16 protein-coding genes are annotated in these 17,759 nt (G+C 48.6%); all 16 read right to left on the bottom strand.

Annotated elements, in window-relative coordinates; all coding sequences use genetic code 11:
• Positions 1–163: 163 nt before the first annotated feature.
• Positions 164–1,297: a DSD1 family PLP-dependent enzyme gene (locus tag Q1Q75_RS13515; protein WP_300671585.1), complete on the bottom strand. Its 1,134-nt coding sequence runs from the start codon at positions 1,295–1,297 to the stop codon at positions 164–166.
• 237 nt (positions 1,298–1,534) lie between these two features.
• Positions 1,535–2,659, bottom strand: coding sequence for a pyridoxal-phosphate dependent enzyme (locus tag Q1Q75_RS13510; protein WP_300671582.1), 1,125 nt, complete (start codon positions 2,657–2,659; stop codon positions 1,535–1,537).
• 187 nt (positions 2,660–2,846) lie between these two features.
• The gene (locus Q1Q75_RS13505; RefSeq protein WP_300671580.1) at positions 2,847–3,227 is read right to left on the bottom strand and encodes a RidA family protein; all 381 of its coding nucleotides are present in this window, start codon (positions 3,225–3,227) and stop codon (positions 2,847–2,849) included.
• 110 nt (positions 3,228–3,337) lie between these two features.
• Positions 3,338–3,976: a PAS domain-containing protein gene (locus Q1Q75_RS13500; RefSeq protein ID WP_300671577.1), complete on the bottom strand. Its 639-nt coding sequence runs from the start codon at positions 3,974–3,976 to the stop codon at positions 3,338–3,340.
• Positions 3,977–4,490: 514 nt separating this feature from the next.
• The gene (locus Q1Q75_RS13495) at positions 4,491–4,847 is read right to left on the bottom strand and encodes an MmcQ/YjbR family DNA-binding protein (protein ID WP_300671574.1); all 357 of its coding nucleotides are present in this window, start codon (positions 4,845–4,847) and stop codon (positions 4,491–4,493) included.
• Positions 4,848–5,412: 565 nt separating this feature from the next.
• Positions 5,413–6,891, bottom strand: coding sequence for a hypothetical protein (locus tag Q1Q75_RS13490; RefSeq protein ID WP_300671571.1), 1,479 nt, complete (start codon positions 6,889–6,891; stop codon positions 5,413–5,415).
• Positions 6,892–7,355: 464 nt separating this feature from the next.
• Entirely contained in the window at positions 7,356–8,405 is a 1,050-nt protein-coding gene (locus tag Q1Q75_RS13485) for a CsgG/HfaB family protein (protein ID WP_300671568.1), read from the bottom strand.
• Positions 8,406–8,605: 200 nt separating this feature from the next.
• Positions 8,606–9,205 (bottom strand): hypothetical protein, encoded by a 600-nt coding sequence (locus Q1Q75_RS13480; protein WP_300671565.1) that lies wholly within the window; start codon positions 9,203–9,205, stop codon positions 8,606–8,608.
• 489 nt (positions 9,206–9,694) lie between these two features.
• Positions 9,695–10,240 (bottom strand): hypothetical protein, encoded by a 546-nt coding sequence (locus tag Q1Q75_RS13475; protein WP_300671563.1) that lies wholly within the window; start codon positions 10,238–10,240, stop codon positions 9,695–9,697.
• An 85-nt stretch (positions 10,241–10,325) separates the two neighbouring features.
• Complete coding sequence (locus tag Q1Q75_RS13470) at positions 10,326–11,003, bottom strand: M15 family metallopeptidase (RefSeq protein WP_300671560.1); 678 nt, start codon at positions 11,001–11,003, stop codon at positions 10,326–10,328.
• Positions 11,004–12,212: 1,209 nt separating this feature from the next.
• Positions 12,213–12,545 (bottom strand): cupin domain-containing protein, encoded by a 333-nt coding sequence (locus Q1Q75_RS13465; RefSeq protein ID WP_300671557.1) that lies wholly within the window; start codon positions 12,543–12,545, stop codon positions 12,213–12,215.
• 70 nt (positions 12,546–12,615) lie between these two features.
• On the bottom strand, positions 12,616–13,071 hold the full coding sequence (locus Q1Q75_RS13460) for a hypothetical protein (RefSeq protein ID WP_300671554.1): 456 nt from the start codon (positions 13,069–13,071) through the stop codon (positions 12,616–12,618).
• A gap of 94 nt (positions 13,072–13,165) precedes the next feature.
• The gene (locus tag Q1Q75_RS13455) at positions 13,166–13,747 is read right to left on the bottom strand and encodes a class I SAM-dependent methyltransferase (protein WP_300671551.1); all 582 of its coding nucleotides are present in this window, start codon (positions 13,745–13,747) and stop codon (positions 13,166–13,168) included.
• A gap of 784 nt (positions 13,748–14,531) precedes the next feature.
• Positions 14,532–15,455, bottom strand: coding sequence for a transposase (locus Q1Q75_RS13450; RefSeq protein WP_300671548.1), 924 nt, complete (start codon positions 15,453–15,455; stop codon positions 14,532–14,534).
• Between the two features lie 176 nt (positions 15,456–15,631).
• A complete protein-coding gene (locus Q1Q75_RS13445; protein ID WP_300671546.1) occupies positions 15,632–16,495 on the bottom strand; it encodes a hypothetical protein in 864 nt (287 codons plus the stop codon).
• A 132-nt stretch (positions 16,496–16,627) separates the two neighbouring features.
• Positions 16,628–16,948 (bottom strand): hypothetical protein, encoded by a 321-nt coding sequence (locus Q1Q75_RS13440; protein ID WP_300671543.1) that lies wholly within the window; start codon positions 16,946–16,948, stop codon positions 16,628–16,630.
• Positions 16,949–17,759: the final 811 nt, after the last annotated feature.

Here is a 17,759-nt window from a genome sequence, read left to right as displayed (position 1 = left end):
AATTTTTGCCTGATTTTATAACGACGGGTTTAACAAACAGGTCTTAACTATATATTTCAGATTTATGTAGACCCAAAGCACATCCGCAAACAGCTTTCAAGGTGGCACACCTTGCCGCCGGAGGCTTTTTTGGATCTGAATAGTGACGGCCAGCCTTTGTTTTTTACCAGCCGTTGACGCGGTACCAGGTGTCCACAATCTCTTCCGAGGCGTCAACCACATGGTAGCGATCGTACATGGCGGAGGTGGCGCAGGCGTGGTTGGGCAGGATACGGACCAGGGTGCCGATGTCGCATGACTCCCAGGAGATCGCCTCCCCGTTGCGGTCGGAGACGATGCCGTGCTCCTGATTGGCCCCTGACACGATGAGGTCTTTCAGGGGCGCGCCGTCCACGCCGCAGACTCGGCCGTAGCCCTGGTCGATCGGTTGTGCCGCCGTTCCTCTGTCCCTGGACAGGGCCATCCAGCCCGCGTCGGTGATGACCCATCCTTTGCGTTTCTGGTGGCCGATGACCGAGGCCAGGACGGAGACGGCGATGTCCTCTTCACGGCAGACTCCCAGACCTGCCATCACCAGGTCGTAGAACATGTAGACCCCGGCCCTCACCTCGGTGACCCCGCTGAGGTCCTCGGCAAAGTTGGCTGTGGGGGTGGAGCCCACGCTCACCACCGGGCAGGGGAGGCCGGCATGTCGAAGGGCCTCTGCGCAGGCCACCGCACAGGAACGCTCCTGCTCTGCCATGGCGGTCATTGCCTCGGTGGATCGGCACTGATAAGATTCTCCTGCGTGGGTGAGAACCCCCTTGAGGGAGACCCCTTGCGTCTCATGCAGCAGGGTTCCGATGGCGATCAGGCTGTCATCCTCAAGGGTCACCCCGGACCGGTGCCCGTCGCAGTCCAGCTCGATGAGGACAGGAAGGGTGATGCCTTCTTTGACGGCCGCCTCGGCCACAAAACGCACCTGCTGCGTGGAGTCCAGGAGAAGGGTGATCTCAGCGCCCTGTTTGATAAGACGCAGAATCCGGGGCAGCTTGACCGGGGCGATGCCCACCGCGTACACGATGTCCTTGATACCCTGCTCAAAGTAATACTCTGCCTCCTTGAGGGTGGAGACGGTGATGCCGCCCTCCTGGCCTTCCAGGGCCATTCTCATGGCATCGATGTTCTTGGCACTTTTTCCGTGGGGTCTCAGGTTGACCCCGAGTGTTGCCATGCGCTTGCTGATGCGCTGGATGTTGTTTTTAAGTTTCTTTTTGTCAAGAATGAGGCAGGGGGTTTCCAGGGTTGTCAGATTCATCTCTGTCAGTCTCCATGGTAAATTAGGTGGGCAGATGCTCTGCGTCTTCGCAAACCCGCTTTAAGTCAACGGCTGAGTTGAATCCTGAACACCTGCAGTTCATGCACTTGCGAAACACTGAGCGTTTCCTCGCCCTTCACGCGAATGCGAAGGCATTTCAGCCCGGAGTGCCGACACCCAGTGCGCATTCGCAAACCCGCTTTCAAGGTGGCGCCACCTTGCCGCCGGAGGCCGTTTTTATTCGGCCAGTTGCGCTTCATAAAACGGGGTGGTCTTGATTCCTGTGCCTGTAAGGATCACCACGGTGGTTTCGGAGGCCTTGATGGTTCCGGCCTCCAGCAGCCGGGTAAAGGCCGCTGCCGCATGGGCGCTGGTGGGTTCGGTGTAGAGCCCGACGCGTGCAAGGGACAGGCTGGCCTCGATGATCTCCTCTTCGGGGACGGCCACGGTACTTCCGCCGCTTTCGCGCAGGGCGGCCAGGATTTGCTTCATGCGGATGGGGCGCTTGATGGCGGTGCCCTCGGCCACGGTGGGGGCAAAGGCGGTCTCCACCCAGTCGTCGGCACCGGCTTGAAAGCTGGCGTGCACCGGGGCGCAGTGCGCGGGCTGGGAGAGAAAGAGGCGAGGTATGGCGGTGATCTCACCGGCTGCCATCAACTCTTTGAAAGCGATATGGCATCCCAGAATATTGCTGCCTGCCCCTCCGGGAATGATGATGTTGTCGGGCAATGAACAGTGAAAATCTTCCCAGATTTCGTAGCCCAGGGTCTTGGTGCCCTGGAGGAAGAAGGGGTGCCAGTTGTGGCTGGCGTAGAAGATCTTCGAAGACATGTCGATGGCCTTGGCCTCAGTCGCCTCCCGGGGGCCGGGGACCAGCACCACCTCGGCGCCGTAGGCCCTAACCTGGGCGATCTTGGCCGGAGAGGTAGACTCCGGCACGCAGATGCATGTGCCGAGGCCCCCTGCGGCGCCGTAACCCGCCACCGAACAGCCCCCATTGCCGGAGCTGTCCTCCAGAACGGCTGTGATCCCCTGTTGCCTCAGCATGGAGAGCATCACCGAGGTGCCGCGATCCTTGAACGAGCCCGTGGGCGCAAACCATTCCAGCTTAAAGTGACAGGGGGTTCCGCCGATTTCCCTCGTCACCAGGGGGGTGCATCCCTCGCCCATGGAGATGGGCTCGCTCACTTCAAAGGGAAACGCCGCCCGGTACCGCCAGATGGAGCGGGTGGTGGTGTCGATCTCTTTTCGTGTGATGCCGGGAAACTCGGTGAGCATCAGAGGGCCTCCGGAGGGAGATCTCCAGAGGGGGACGTCAAGGGGGAAGGTCTCGTGGGTTTGCGGGTCAATGTATCGTGCCATGGTGTGTCCTCGATTAAAGTGCATGAAAACAAGGTGGGGGCACCTTGAAACCCCCATGCGAATGCATGGAGGCCTTTGTGTTCAAACGCTTTTGGAGCATTCGCGTAGAAGAGTGAGATACGGCAACCTTTTTTGCTGGAGATGCCCACCTCATTATTCCTGAAAATGCGACAGGGTGCTTGCTGTTTTAGGAAACCGCCGCCACCGCTTCCAGTTCGACATGGAATCCGAAGTGCAGCTCACCATGGGTGGGCACCACGGAGCGTGCGGGTTTGTGGTCGCCGAAGAAATCGGCGTAGACCCGGTTCACCTGGTCCCAAAGAGCCACATCGGAGAGGTAGAGGGTGGTTTTGATCACCTTCTCTTTGCTGCTGCCCGCCTCTTTCAAGACGAGCTCCAGGTTGGCCAGGACGTGCCGGGTCTCCTCTTCAATGGATGCCTGATGCTTTTCTCCGGTTTCTGCGTCAAAGGCAAACTGGCCGGAGGTATAGATGAGTCCGTTGTGTATGATGGCCTGACTGTAATGGCCTGCGGGTTTCAGGGCGTTGTCTGTGGTGATGGTTCTCATGGTGGATCTCTTCCTTCTGCAACGGTTCTGGCTTTTGCCTTCGTCAAAGACATACGGATTGGTAACCTGCTTTCAAGGTGGCCCACCTTGCCGCCGGAGGCTTTTTCAGGTTATTTTCTTTTTTTGATTTCATCGAGGTAGCTGTAGACCGTGACCTTGGAGATACTCAGTCGATCCGCGACCTTGTCGATGGCCCCTTTGATGAGGAAGACCCCTTTGTTCTCCATGAATTCGATGAGACGGATTTTTTCTTTTTTCTTCATGGATGCGGTGTCTGTCTGGGCAATAATTTTTTCTATGAGGTCGTCCACGATCTCCACCACGTTCTCCACCGGGGCTGTCTCCGGTTCTGGGGGGGCCGTGTTAAGGGAAAGGAAGCTTTCCATGAACGCCTGCATGGGGCCCAGGGCGGAGAGGTCGTAGTTGACGCAGAAAGCACCGATCACCTCACCGGATGCGTCCCGGATCAGGGCTGTGGAGGATTTCACCTCGCGTCCGTCATCGGTGGTGGTTCGGTAATTGGCCGTCATGTCCCCTGTAAATGTCTTGGAGAGCAGGACCTGTTTGATCAGGTGGTCAAAGGATTGCCCCACCTGACGCCCCGTGACGTGGTTGTTGACGGCATAAACCACCGAATTTTGAGGGATGGAGAGATCATGGATCACCACCTCGCAGGCCTTGCCGAAAGTGGCGGCGATCATATCTGCCATGGGGATATAGGTTGCCAGAAGTTTACCGGGGCTGTGCATAAAGGGCTCCGTGGATGGTTTCAGGTCAAGGGGTGTATGAATATATAAAAAAATCTTATTTGCAGCGGGATATTGAATAGAATATATAAAAAATTATACAAAAAGCAATAAAAAAATAAAGGTGGGGAGGGGCACCGCAGGAAGGGAAGGGGGGGGGAGGGAAAGGTCGGGTCAAAAAGCCTGCCTCCGGCGGCAAGGTGGGGCCACCTTGAAAGCAGGTTTGCGAATGCTCTACGGCTGTCGGTACCCTGGGCATCTCGCGTCCGCATTCGCGTGGAGGATGTGGCAGTGCCTTGTACCTCGCAAGCGCCTGAACTGTCGGTGTGTCAGTCCCAACCACTTCAGGGGACAAGCGCGCGATGCGTTGGGCTCTCTCTCGTTCCCAGGCTCCGCCTGGGAATGCTTCCCGGAGGCTCTGCCTCCACGCTTGAAACCCCGCAGCCTGTGAATATAACCCCTGGATTTTGAGTTATTAAGGTCTTTTTATCACCGACCCCCGGTGATGCGGGTGAAACTATCTGTCTTGTAATTGCTCTCGCTCGGATTTTTTAAACTTGGACACAATCATTTGATACGAATTTGATGACAGGCTTTTGATTAATTCGGCTTCAACCTCGCCTGTGAGTGAAAGGGTAATCCAGTGTTTTTTGTTCATGTAATAACCCGGAGTGATCGAATCAAATTGAGTGATCAGTTCTTCTCCGTATGTGGGCTCACATTTTAAGGTGACGCGTGGCGTTTCTTCGTTTTGTGACACAAGAGCATACATTTTATCCATGACCTTGAAGACAAGAGCTTCGGGTCCAAAGGGATAACTGCTTTCTGCCCCGGGAAATTCGGATAGATACGTCTCAAGATCCGTTTTTTTCATATCAAGGCCCCTTGAATATAAAAATGGTTACGGTTTGTTTTACATTGATGGCGCGTAGCGACTCCTCGAACCAAGCACCAAGCACGAAGGTAACTAGTCAGCTTGCCTTCTCCAGGTTGTTCGAGGCAAATGACAGAAAGATTCAAATGCCAATACGTCACGTCTTTTCATCACCGCGTAGGGTGGCGCTCCCGCACCTTCTACCTGCGCGGGAAAGACGAAAATCGCAGGGTACCGTCAAACCGGCCGGGCCCACAAAAACAGAAACAGGTGGGTATCAAAAAGGCCGCCATGCTCCATGGAATCGTCTTCCCCGGCTCTTCGGAGAGTCGTTGCATACGGCCTGACCGCAACCTGAAACACCCTGCAACGCAGGAACAACCGGATGACCGGGGATCCATGCTCGGGTTACCTCACCATAAAAAGACACAACGCATACGCTTTCTCACAACCACCATGGATCCCCGCCTGCGCGGGGAAGACGAAAATCGCAGGGTGCTGTCAGACCGGGGTCATAAAGAAAAAATGGATAGCTGAAAAGTCACGCACGAAGAATGGTTTTAAGCTACAATCCTTCGACTATCCGGGATGCGATCTGGGGGATCAATTCGTCTGCCACTGCTTTTATGGCCCGTTCTGCCGCTGTTTTCCTGTTGCCAGCACCGCCCAGAGCTTCGCTATTCATGGAGGCAATGATTTCGTGATAGGCCATATCGTAGGCCGTAACGGACATCGTTGCCCGGAAAACGTATCCCCGCCCGCGTCTGCCGGAGAAATCCACGTTGATTTTCTCAACGAGAACAATGTCTGACAGCGGTTTGTCTCTTCGAACCATGGATTCAATGCCCAGCGCGCCTGAGCAGAGGGTGCGGTCGTTTTGTCCTCGGCCTGTTTTTTTTATTAAAAATCCCTTTTTCTTCATCAGGTCCACGCTCGTCGAGTGCAGCAGGGCGGCGGCATCGACCCCGGAATAGCGGCCTTGTTCACAAATTTTGATCAGAATATGGGACACCTCGGGAACTCTTAACCTGTATTTGAAATGAACCGAAGGCCCTGAGAGAAAACCCTCCCAGGATGTTTCTGACTCTCCTCCCAGCGCCTCTTTGATGAGGCGGTTCCAGTCCACTGAGACCGTCATCTGGTTCATGTGCTTGCCTGTTTTTTGTATGTCAAGCGACCTTATGGCTGCCGTGCCGTCTTTTCCGGTGGTCCTGTTTTGTTCTGGTTTTCCTGTCTGATCGGCAATGTGAGCGGTGACGGGCAAGTGGTCGATGGGCGTATTTTGATTGTAGAGGGCTTTTATTCGCAAGGGCCGGTCAAGGGCACGGCCTATTCTGCCTGCCTGCATGTCTCCATCGAGGATGATCAGATCCATGCTGTTTTTTAGCTCCATCAGGCTGTCATATGGATTGCCAGGGGGGACGTCTGCGCTGCCCGATGCCCGGGGCTTCAGGACGGCCACCCTCTGTTTTTTGGTGAGATAATTCCTGTAATGATCCAGTGCCTTTATCTTTTTCTGCAACGCCCCGGTGATATCCCCCTTTTTAAGCAAGAGATCAGATTGGAGGGATAACGCGTTTACCTGGTGGCTGTGCCGGGCAATGTCAGAAGAGAGCCGTTTTGCCGTCTCCCCTTTGTTCAGTACGGCCATAGAGTAATGAAGATGATCCTTCTCATTGTACCAGCGCTCAGCAATGGTGACCCCGCCAAGCAAGAGGTCAACATCCTCTTTTACCTTCTGGACTGTTTTTGATGTGTATGTCTCCGGTAAGAAGGACCGGGCTTTTTGTTCTTGCCGGGAGGTCAGATGGCTTTGAATGCTTACTTTCAGCTGCTTGGCCACCTCCAGCCTTGCATGGGTATCGGCTTTTTGAACGTCCGCCTGCCTGTCGCGTGATCTGGATGAGATCCCGACGCCGACGAGGAACTGGTCAGGTGGGTATCCGGGGTGGAGGCCATTACCCACCCAGGTGGGATGCTTTCCGGTGGTACAGCCGCAGGCCATTATAAGGAATAAAGCCGTGATTAGTTTTTTTAAAGGCATGGTGGTCTCCGCTTGTGCCTCCGGCGGCTCTGACGAGGGCCAAGCTTTTGAAAAGTTTGATAAACAGGTTTAAAAGAAAGGTCATTGGCAGCCCTTGAATAAACCGCATTCGTAAACCCGCTTTCGAGGTGGCTCACCTCGCCACGGGAGGCATTGTTTTTTTTGAATACCCTTTATTCACAGCCATCCCAGGGAGATGCAACGCCAGTCACAACATAATGAAATAACGAGGTTCCAAGGCTGCTGTGACTTTTAAGGCTGTAGACCCATGAAGGCTTGCGACGTCGGCAGCCAGCACACGGCTTCTTTTAAATTGATGGAGCGTAGCGACTCCTCGAACGAAGAACCAAGAACCAAGAACGATTTTTTACAAACCACCCATGTCCTTAATGGTGGCTGAGAAAGGGTGGTAATTAAATGGCTTTTTGTATGATTATTTTTGCTTCGGGCCTTTACATCGCCTATCAGGCCGCCAGGGTGAAGGCGGTAATCTTTACAGATCGGTCTATGCAGGATGTGTTGACGCCCTGTTCTCTCAGCCTTTTCTCATCCTGGCGGAATTCCTTTATTTTTTTGAGTTCGGTGAAGAAAATGTCTTCCGGGTTGAGTTTGCAGGCCTGCCTCAATTCTTCGATCCCCTTGCTGTATTGACCGCTGTAGCCGTAGGCCACCCCCAGGTTATAATGGGCCCTTGCACGAATTTTCTGTTCAATATCCGGGTTTCTCTCCGCTTCAGCCGTGGCTGATTCGAACATTTCAATGGCCGTGTTCCACTCACCATTTTTGGCGAATTTAATCCCGGTTTCGAGCCAGGGAAGGTCATCATCTTCAAAGAGTTTTACATCGCTGTAAACGGTGTAGGGCGCGATTATTCTCATAAACCTGTCGACCAGGCTGTTCTGCAGAGAGCCGAAGACATTTTCCTTATCCCAGGTTATCTCGGGCCTTTCCTCCCTTCTCGATTTCGATTTCGTTTTTGATTCGTTGATCACCTTGGTCGCGATGATTTTTCCCGTCGAGGTATCGATCATTTTAAATCCGACTTTCAGGTTCCACTCCCCTTTGACTTTGTATCTGCGACAGGTATATTTCTTTTTATTTTTTCGGCAGGTCGCTTTTTCGGAACTTCGTTTTTGGGTGTACTTTCTGGTGTACACCTGGCCAAAAATCAAGGCACTGCTCCCCACGATTTTGCCTAATTTGATGGATGAATTGGGGTTGGATATATCGGAAATAGAGAGATTTTGCTCTTTTAAAATACGGTCCAGGTTCGAACGATCCAAGGCATCAAAACGGTCGCTTTCAAATAATTTTTGAGTCAGGGTATCGCCGATTTCACGCCCGTGGGACCCCTTAAACGGGACGACCGTCACATTTTTATACGAAGAGAGATTGATTTCAGCTGGTTTCAGCCGTGGGACCTTTAGTTTCGTGGCACACGATGTCATCAAAAGACAGCCCGTAAGACTGGCGATTATAAACGTAAGGTGAAATTTGGACAAACTGAATTTCATTTATACTCCTGATATTAAGGCAAATTTAGACATATCTTGTAACGATTCAGCTTGTGCTGCGTCCCTGTTGGGGCTCAGGGGGTTGAGCTTTTGGATACACAGGTTTTGAAAGCCGATCTCCTGTAAGTACGCAAAAACCACCGGCATGACAAGTCTGTCTGAGCCCCTGTCTATGTGCGTCACCCTTTGATCCACGTCAATCAGCGGTCATACTTAAAAGCATTTCCACCGTTTGCATAAACAGGAATGTTGGGGGGAATCACCATGATATTGTTGTGGTAGGTATGATGAAAACAGGGGTATGGGTCTTCGAGTTTTGTCATGATTTCTGGGGCCAGATGTGGCATGGCGAAAAAGACAAATTCGCCCATGCCAAGTATCAGCCAGGTTTCAAGGGGTTCGTCGTCCAATGGGTTGGGAAGGGCGGGTGACTTACACAGAGTGCCAAAACGGCTGTATGTCTCCTTGTCCCACTCATAAAACGTCAGAATGTCATGGGGTGATGATGTCAGGTAGGGTGCAATGATGGGTGACCATGCATCAACTTTCGTTTTTAACGGGAATCGTTCGGCGCTTAATTCCGTGTTTCGTAATGGCTCAAGTTCATGATTGAGAAACCATGCAACCGCTTTGAGCGGACTCTCTATGACAAGGGCCGGGTGTTCTCCACTGCCGCCCCCAAGGACTAAGTTTTTTGGCGTACAGACAAAATCACCCTGTATCTCTTCCAAGGGGTGATAAACAGGCACGTTTCCAAACAGACCGACGATTTCATGTTTGAATGAATCTATATGGCTCATGGACTTTCCTTCATTTGGCCTATTGCGTTTTAAATCCGGCATCATCAAGCATCACAGGGAGAGACGAGCGATGCCATGCTGTGACGTCAGCGTTAATCAATTCGTCTTGTATTTATCTCAGCTTTCCTTATGAATGAGTGAACACCTGCTCTTTAGCAAGTCTAAAACAACCTGTGAGTTTTCAACCGTGAATCCCACGCGCCACCACTTATTTTTTTGCCTCAAAATGAAAATTTTATCTCTTGAGGAACGATTGTCCGGTGGAAACCAGGTTCGAAAATCGCCTGTGCCATAATACCGATACTTGCCGCTGAGAATCGATGGCTTTTGAACACTAACCGTGTCGATGTGACTGAAACTGACACGTTTATTGCCAAAAGGATAATAGTAATTCAGAAATAGGATGGAATCATCTGAAATCTCGATCAAACGATCTCGGTATAATAATTCGGCGGTCATGACTTTTCCTCGATTTATGAAATATTCGGGTTAGTTCGGCGACTCATCATGTGGTTGGCCATACCATGGAGGGTTGTCCTCTGGTAAATAGGGCCAGTCTGTTTTTTGTTCCAGAGACTCGATGGCTTGTGTTCTGGCCTCATAGGTCAGGAAAATCCCGCAAAGATCGTTGCCACCATTGATCGCGTAGAACCGGTAGGGTGAATCCTGTAATTGGCGATTTACAATATCGAACAAAGCGAACGTCGCATTGCCCCAAGGATGCCCCTCACTCAAATCCATTTCAGGTGAATAGATCACATACGTCTTGTTCTGGGACGATACCTTGTAGGACCCCGTTTCGGAATCGAAATTCTCGTCGATTTCCGTTGGATGGCTAATGTACTTCGTCAACAAGGGGATAACGTCATTCTCATACGAGGAACCTATGTGTCCTTCTCCCAACTCCTCAGCATCGAGTAACATCATGCCATCATCATTTAAGCCGGGAGTTCCCTTGGGTTGCCTCTTGGAGTAGGCGGTAATGAGAAAGAACAATACAGCCACGATAACGCATAAAAATAAGGCAATTTTCATGATGATCTCCTGTGGCTAAGCCGACCCGGAAAGATGCGGGGCCAAAGGTTGAAGATAAGGCAGGCGTCGGCGAAATAGTGACCCATTATTCGATTATTTGATACCTTTTTCTTGCGTCCACTTTAGGCATACCGTTGAAATGCCACCATTCGAATCGAAGAGGTATAAAACCAGATTCAACCATGACGTCTGCCAGCAATTTCCGATTGCTGCTTTGGTTTGTTGAAAGAGTGGCACCAAGCTTTTTTCTGGCAAACATCCAGTAAAGATTAAGAGTGCTTTTTCTAAAGGGACTAAACCCCATGTCCAGTTCATCTCCAAAGCCATCGACAAGGGTTATATCCACCGCAATTCCATAGTTGTGCATCGATCCCTTTTGAGGATTTGCAACAAATTTTTCGAACTTAGTGCCTTTCATTTTGTCGTACATTAATTGGGAAACGTTTCTTGGTCTCGCAGCATCAAGGATAAGGAGGGAATAGTCTGGATGTTTATTCTTCAGGGCTTTTTGGGCTTTGGAAAGCTTAACGGCAATGTCCTTTCTTAAGTATGCCGTTTTGAGACCCGAATAAAAATTTTCTCGGAAGTAATTCTTTGCGGGGTCTGAATTAACGAGGTCGACTTGAATCGTCTCATCAATACGGTTCACATCAACCAGTCCCGCATCGAGGAATTTTGATTCTACTTCGTTTGCATAAACAGTGCTGCCGAAGAAAATAATGGCTGCTATGATGATTGAATTCAAAAAATTAGATGGTTGCATTTGATTTATTCCGCTTAGCCCGGATATTTTATGAGTTGGGTGCACTCATATGCAAGGCATCAGAGCTGAAGATGTAGTGGTTTACCTCAAAGCTCTGATAATGCAGCAGATGAGTGCACCCGGCTCGCCCGAAGGGTGAGAAAATCAGACAGAATGCCGTGGATTACATTTTGCATTTTTGAAACAACGGAAAATATCACTGCAAAGAACTGTCATTACGAATGATTCCTTAGTCCTGATTGCTTTCTCATGAAATATCCGGGTTAGGCCCAGCCAGGTGAGGGCGAGAGGGCACGAAGTGGTCTGTCACGGTGTCGCGGTATGACAACGGGGTATCGGTGCTTCGGAAGGACTTCGTCCTGTTGCGGCAGGATACCATGAAAGTATGGGGTGACGGTCAGAAACCGAGTTGAGGCGTGCATGGGTGGGACGAGCCTGCAACGCAAGGCGAAGTCCTCTATCCACTGTCGGCTCTGTCCGTATACTCGGCGCCCACGTACTGAAACATGTGTTTACACCCCTCAAGGGAGGACAGAATTGAGACATAGGAGGCCTTCCATTTGCCTTGAGAGGCATATGTTTAGAGCTTGAATCGAGTCCGCGGCAACAAGTAAAGTCGCAAGAAAAATATAAAAGTACAAAAACTATGCCTCCGGCTGCAAGGTGAGCCACCTTGAAAGCAGGTTTCTGCTGTGCGTTCTCACTCGTTCCTCGGGGCAAAACCCAACGAAATTCTGGCAAGCCAATGTTTATTTCCAGCCACCCAAGCACATGTCGCCTGTTCCTTGGTTTCTTTATAAGCTGTAACTGTTTCTATTTATCAAATTGAGTTATAAATAATGAAAATTGCGATGAATGAATAAATGACTATGAAGGCATAATATGCCAATGGGTTGTCTTTCCTGGAATAATAATTTGCTTCAAACCCTTTCGAACCCGCAATGATTTTGCCAGAAACCAATCCTGAAATCACAACGACCGCTATTATGACACCCAAGAGAAGTATGAGTGGTGATGACATTTTTTCTCCTTTTATATGCTTGCGCCGGGTTGCCCACGGCAATAGACCGCAATAACGAGTTCCTATTTAAAGCTGGCCATTTTTTGACGACATATCAGGGTTGTGCTGATCTAAAAAGATGATTGGGGACAGCGGCTTAAGTTGCAAGAGACGTGGCCCACTTCTTGGGGTCGGCCATAACCCAAATTCTATTTTTTTACGTATCGATTCGGTTCATCAAAAAATGTCATATCTGCATAGCCTGCGTATATTTTTCCAGAATGCTTTACGCCTTCAGGAATATAATACCGGTCTCCCTTGGTAAAACGTTGCATTTTACCATCAATGACCAATTCAATCTTACCTTCCAAGACGATGCCAAACTGACCTGCGTGAGCATGCTCTGGTAGATCAGTATCCTTTTCAAATTCCATGAATAATATCTGATGAGTCTCTGATTGCGAGAGATACGCTGTTATTCCGTCTATTGGGATATTAGCTTCTTGAAGATTTCTAATAGGGTCTGGAAATATTTGGTTCATAATCTCTCCTCCTTATTTTTATGGGCATAACGCCTCTATCCCGGATATTTAACGAGCCAAGTGCCCCATCTTATGGGTTACCAAGGCTTTGAGAGGTAAAATAGGGCTTCGCCCGTTCAATATATTCCTGTTTCTTTTCAAATGATTGATTCCAAAGAAAATGCCTTGAATAAATTTCTTCTAATTTCTTATCTCCCGATTTTGAAAACTGTAAAGCGTGTTTTTTGCCCTTACCCCACTTGTGGTAGTGGGTTATTCTTGGCACCATGTTGAGATCATGGGCATGAAAACCAATAATTTTGAGAATGCGGTTTGCTTTAGAGAGATTTCCTTCGAAAACATGTTCAAGGTATGGGACTTTACCCTGTCGCCAATCATCATGCTTCTCTTTGGAAAGATTTCCCATTTCAATGAAAACATCCACGGGTGTAACGACATCGGTTTTGGTAAGGATTTTTGAAAATGCCTGCATCACTCGTGGGTAGTATTTATCTTTTTTATATGTGGTAACCGCAACTTTTTTCATGTTTATAGTTTTGAGCCCGAACCTTTATATAACCGGCGTCACGACGTTGCGGGGCCAGCAATGGGCGAAGCCGCTTTGTGACGTCCGAGATCATTTATTTGTTGTGTGACGAATGTGCGATGACGTGTACTGCTGGTACCATTGAACGACCTATTGCTTCGGTTTTTAAACGTTCAAAATGAATGATGTCCCATCCATGAAGCAATGAGCGGATTTCAGATTCATGAAAATGTTTCATCCGAATTCCAATTTTGCTTACGAAGCAACCCTTGGCGTCATACTGCCGCTGGTCATCACGAAGAAACTCACACAAAATCAATACGCCTGCATTATTTAATATACGATTCATCTCTTTCAGAACCATAGCCTGCATGGATTCATCGGGAAGGCTTGTAAAAACGGCTGCGACTATTGCGGCATCAAAACGTTCGGAAGGCTCTGGCAGTTCAAATGTTTCATTGTGCCTTAAAACCAAATCCGGGTTTTCTCGTTGACCTCTTTCGATCATACCAGGAGAGGTATCGTAGCCAATTATGTTCTCATACCCAGCATCTTTCAATAAACGGCTTATTCGCCCATAACCACATCCATAATCAAGAATCTTAGCTGTAAAAGGCAAGCGTCTTTTAATGTGGTCAATATCAATGGAAATAGAGAATTCTACAGAAGACGCCATGTTATTCCACTCGCTACATTGGTAATTGATAATCCCCCTTTGTCGTTTCTTTTTTCACACAACGCATGCTTTACCCGTCGGGTGCCGAAGCACGACAGTGTTTGATATTTGGCAACAATCGGACGACGAAGAAGAGCGATAAAAAACCGCACTTCCAAACGGTCGTTATGACGGGAGGTCCTCTGTACGTGAATCCTGCCGAGTAAACAGTTGTTTAGCATAAGTACTAACCTAAGACAAGGGTCGCACCGTGAGCCCGGATATTCATGAGGAATCGCAGCGCAGAAGGCCAGAAGGCCAGGAGGCCAGGAGGCCAGGAGGCCAGGAGGCCAGGAGGCCAGGGGACAGGCGACATGCTCTTGATGTGAAATCTCATGTCATAGGGTTTTCATCTCGCATGATTTCAACCGCAAAAAAGCGTTGTAATCCCAGTGATTCTATTTGAGCTTAACCCGGATATTTCATGAGAAAACAATCAGGCCTAAGGAATAGTCGATAATTACAGCTCATTGCGGTGATATTTTTGGCCGTTTCAAAAATGCAAAATGTAATCCACGGTATTCTGTTTGATTTTCTCACCCTTCGGGCGAGCCGGGTTAAGATGTGATTGTCAATCGAGGCCCGAATAGGCCGATGCAGGAACAGCCCTTCCAACGATCATGACCAAAACAAAATATAAATCGCAGGCCCTCACGACCGAAGTAATGGATGCTGAATTCATCTTGAATGTTTGCAGATTATTGTCTTTATTGCGGACGTGATCAGGTACTGCAACAGAAAATCGTCAGGCCTCTCTCAATCGCTTCATGGAATACATGCCATCAAGCCCTTTCACCTGACTGGGAACCCGTTCCCGGCTTCCATAAAGTCGATCCTTAAAAACGTCATAGGTTCCAATCACAAAGGCTTTGGAGCCGATGATGCCTGAATCGGTAAAATACCGGGTCCGGGACCTGAACCGCCGGTTGCGATCGAGTTCAAAATTTTTCTCCTTTTCAGACTGAAACACTCGCGCCGGGATCGCGGCCTTGCCCCGTTTTTTAACCGATCCAGCGTGATAAAGAAATTCGCGGTATTTTTGCAGTCGTTCTGCGCTCTCCACTCCGAACTCTACCAGCCCAAAGTCCAGGGAGAGAAACCCGTCCCGGTTTTCCGTCTGCACATGGTGCCCGATGGAGCACCAGCGGTAGTCCTCCGGCCGCTTCACAATACCTGCCCTAACGGCATTTAAATCAATATACGCCAGGCAGTTGATAACGGTCTCGCCCTTCTCCACGATCACACTTTTAAACCGCTCCCCCCAGAGCGTGCCCCGGCGCTTTTTCTTCCGATTGTAGTACCGTGAGAAGGTCTGCTTGATGTCCTTCACATACCAAGACAAGCTGGAAAACCTTTCTCGGAAAGCCTCAAGCTGCCCTTCAGGAAATTCCGACCCTTTTGTCTGAAGAAGCATAAAACGCCGCCGCACCTCTTCATCCGAAAGCATCGCCCCTGGACTCACTTCTACGAGAATGTGGAAATGATTCCCTAACAAACTAAAACCCAACACCTCCACGGCATACACCATGGAAAATCGACGGATCACTCGAACCAGTTCGTCTTTTTCCGCATCTTTAAAAGGAAGGCCGTCCAGCGCGGTTCGGCTGATCACATGATAAACGGTTTTCTGGCCGGGATCTGTCCTGACCATCCGGGGAATACGAGGCATAGCGCGTCATCTCCTTGGTGTGTCATGTCAGAAATACAGGTCTGTTATTGATTAGGTTCTGGAATGAATTTCAATTAATAAGGCAGGTTACTTGTTGAAAGTGAGTGTCTCATAGATTGGCGCGTAGGTCAAGCGCATGGTGCCTGTCCCCTGGTTCGTCCTTTATTCTACTTTCATTAATTGATATCCACTATATTGCTGATTTTTACTTTATCTTTAATTTCTGAATCAGTTTTTTCGGGTAATTTTATGAACGTATTTATTGAACCAATATTCTGAATGTATTGAGCGTTAAAGGTTTCATTAAGAACGGTATAATTAATATTTACAGATGTTTTCTGTATGGTTTCAGTTACTTGTTCTAATTTGGCATGTGCATTATACAAGGTGCCAGCTCCTCCAATTAATGAACCTAAGGCTCCCAACACAATTACAGTCTCTTTAATTCTCCCTATAAATTTTGTCCAATTAACATATTTGTAATCTAGTTCTTTAAGTGCTTTCTCCAAATATTCAATTATGATTTTTTTGCTTTTTTCAGTTAGAGATTCATCCTCTTTTATTAGATCAATTGCTTCATTAACAAGATTCTTAATAATATCTTTGTTTGAGTTCTCTGGTTTGAAAAAGTCATTTAACTTCAACTCATCGAAATGATAGAGTTTACTTGTTGTATCATTTATCAACTCCAATGAATCAGAGTATAATTTTTGAAATGAGTCCTGTAATCTTGATAATATTCTTATTGTGTGGTTAGGGAATAAAAATTTGTAAAGTCCTGTTTTATCGGCATATTGACGATAGTTCCTTGACTCATCAAGAACCTCATCTACGAGCCCCATATATTTTTCTTTTGAAGGAGGCGGGATATAACTTATTTTTTCAATAGTATTAAGAAATTTTCCTCCTGCACCCTTTATTTTTATTACGTTTTCAAATGGAAATTTCTTACTTGATAATTCTTCAAGAAACTCTAAATAATAATTAAATATAACTTGAAAATTTTCAAAATCGGTGTTGATAAATTCGTTAAATTTCATTTGTATATCATCCATCTTAACACTAAGAGTTTATTAAATTCAGGTATCAAAAATATAACGCAAAGCTTTGGGGCCGCCGAGCGAAGCGAGGGTACTGCCGCGGAGCGGCAGCGGTCCCACAACAGCGAATTGTTAAATGCTTATACTAAGTTTCTTCGAAAGGTATTTATAAAAATCATCTCTACCTCTTGGATTTTTTAATTCACGACACGCTTCGCAAAGTGCATGAATAGCTTCTTTTTCAGTTATGCGTTGCGAAGAAACAAATGAGGCGAGTTTGTTGTCGTAAATATTTTGAAGTTCATTGTACGAATCATTTTGCCCGCATGCAACTACCGGAGAATCACCATCGCCTTTAGGTTTTTCATCTTTATAATCGTACTGATCGTTAATATCCTTAATTGACTTTATACCAACACACTTAGTTAATTCATCGAATCTACTGATTGTCATGGCCTTTACCTCCAGATTGCATTTAACGCATAATTCACCGGTAAGGGCGGCGAAGACTGACAGCGGTGAATATGTTAAAATCGCTCGAAAACCGAAGACGATCAACAAAGTGCAACTGTAGCCCGATCCGGTGCAATGATTTGTGTACGCCCGGCATGGGCGTGATCTTATGAGGTGACCCGGTCGTTATGATGGGAAGTCCTCTGTACGTGAATCCTGCTGACCAAACAACGGTTTAGCATAAGTACTAGCCTAAGACAAGGGCGGCGCCGTGAGGTTTCGTCCGGAGGAAGTCTACGGCAAATCTATGAGCCGACGAACAGAAACAGCATACAAGGCCAAGTCTCTGGATGAGTCAGCACAACATGACAAAGTCCAGGATTCAAGGAGATATGGTAAATGCTGCGGTTGTGTAGAGACAGATCACGCAATTATCCGGGGAGACCTGACCGACATCGCGGCTGCATAGGGCAGCAGCGCCCGTCGTTGTAACACGGGGGGTGATCGTTCAGGAGTCAGCAGAGGTCATAGTAGGTGTGAAATAGCGTCCAATTGTTCCGCCAACGCTAAGGAAACGAGCCGCGAGATACCCCGAGGTAATCGCTGGAGGTCTCACCCACCGAAGGACCGAACATGAAGGATGAGGAGGAAACGCCATGAGCTTGCATTGCATAATGAATCCGAACGGAGGAGTGTTGGTGCAGCGCGTCGTGGATGTGGAGCCCTCAGGAGACAACTTACTGGAACAGATCTTTTCCACCGAAAACGTGCATTCCGCATGGAAACGGGTCAGGGCCAATAAAGGGGCGGC

Origin of the sequence: Desulfoluna sp. (genome assembly GCF_030145185.1) — a bacterium.
Lineage (GTDB): Bacteria > Desulfobacterota > Desulfobacteria > Desulfobacterales > Desulfolunaceae > Desulfoluna.
This window is presented reverse-complemented; position numbering and strand designations above follow the sequence as displayed.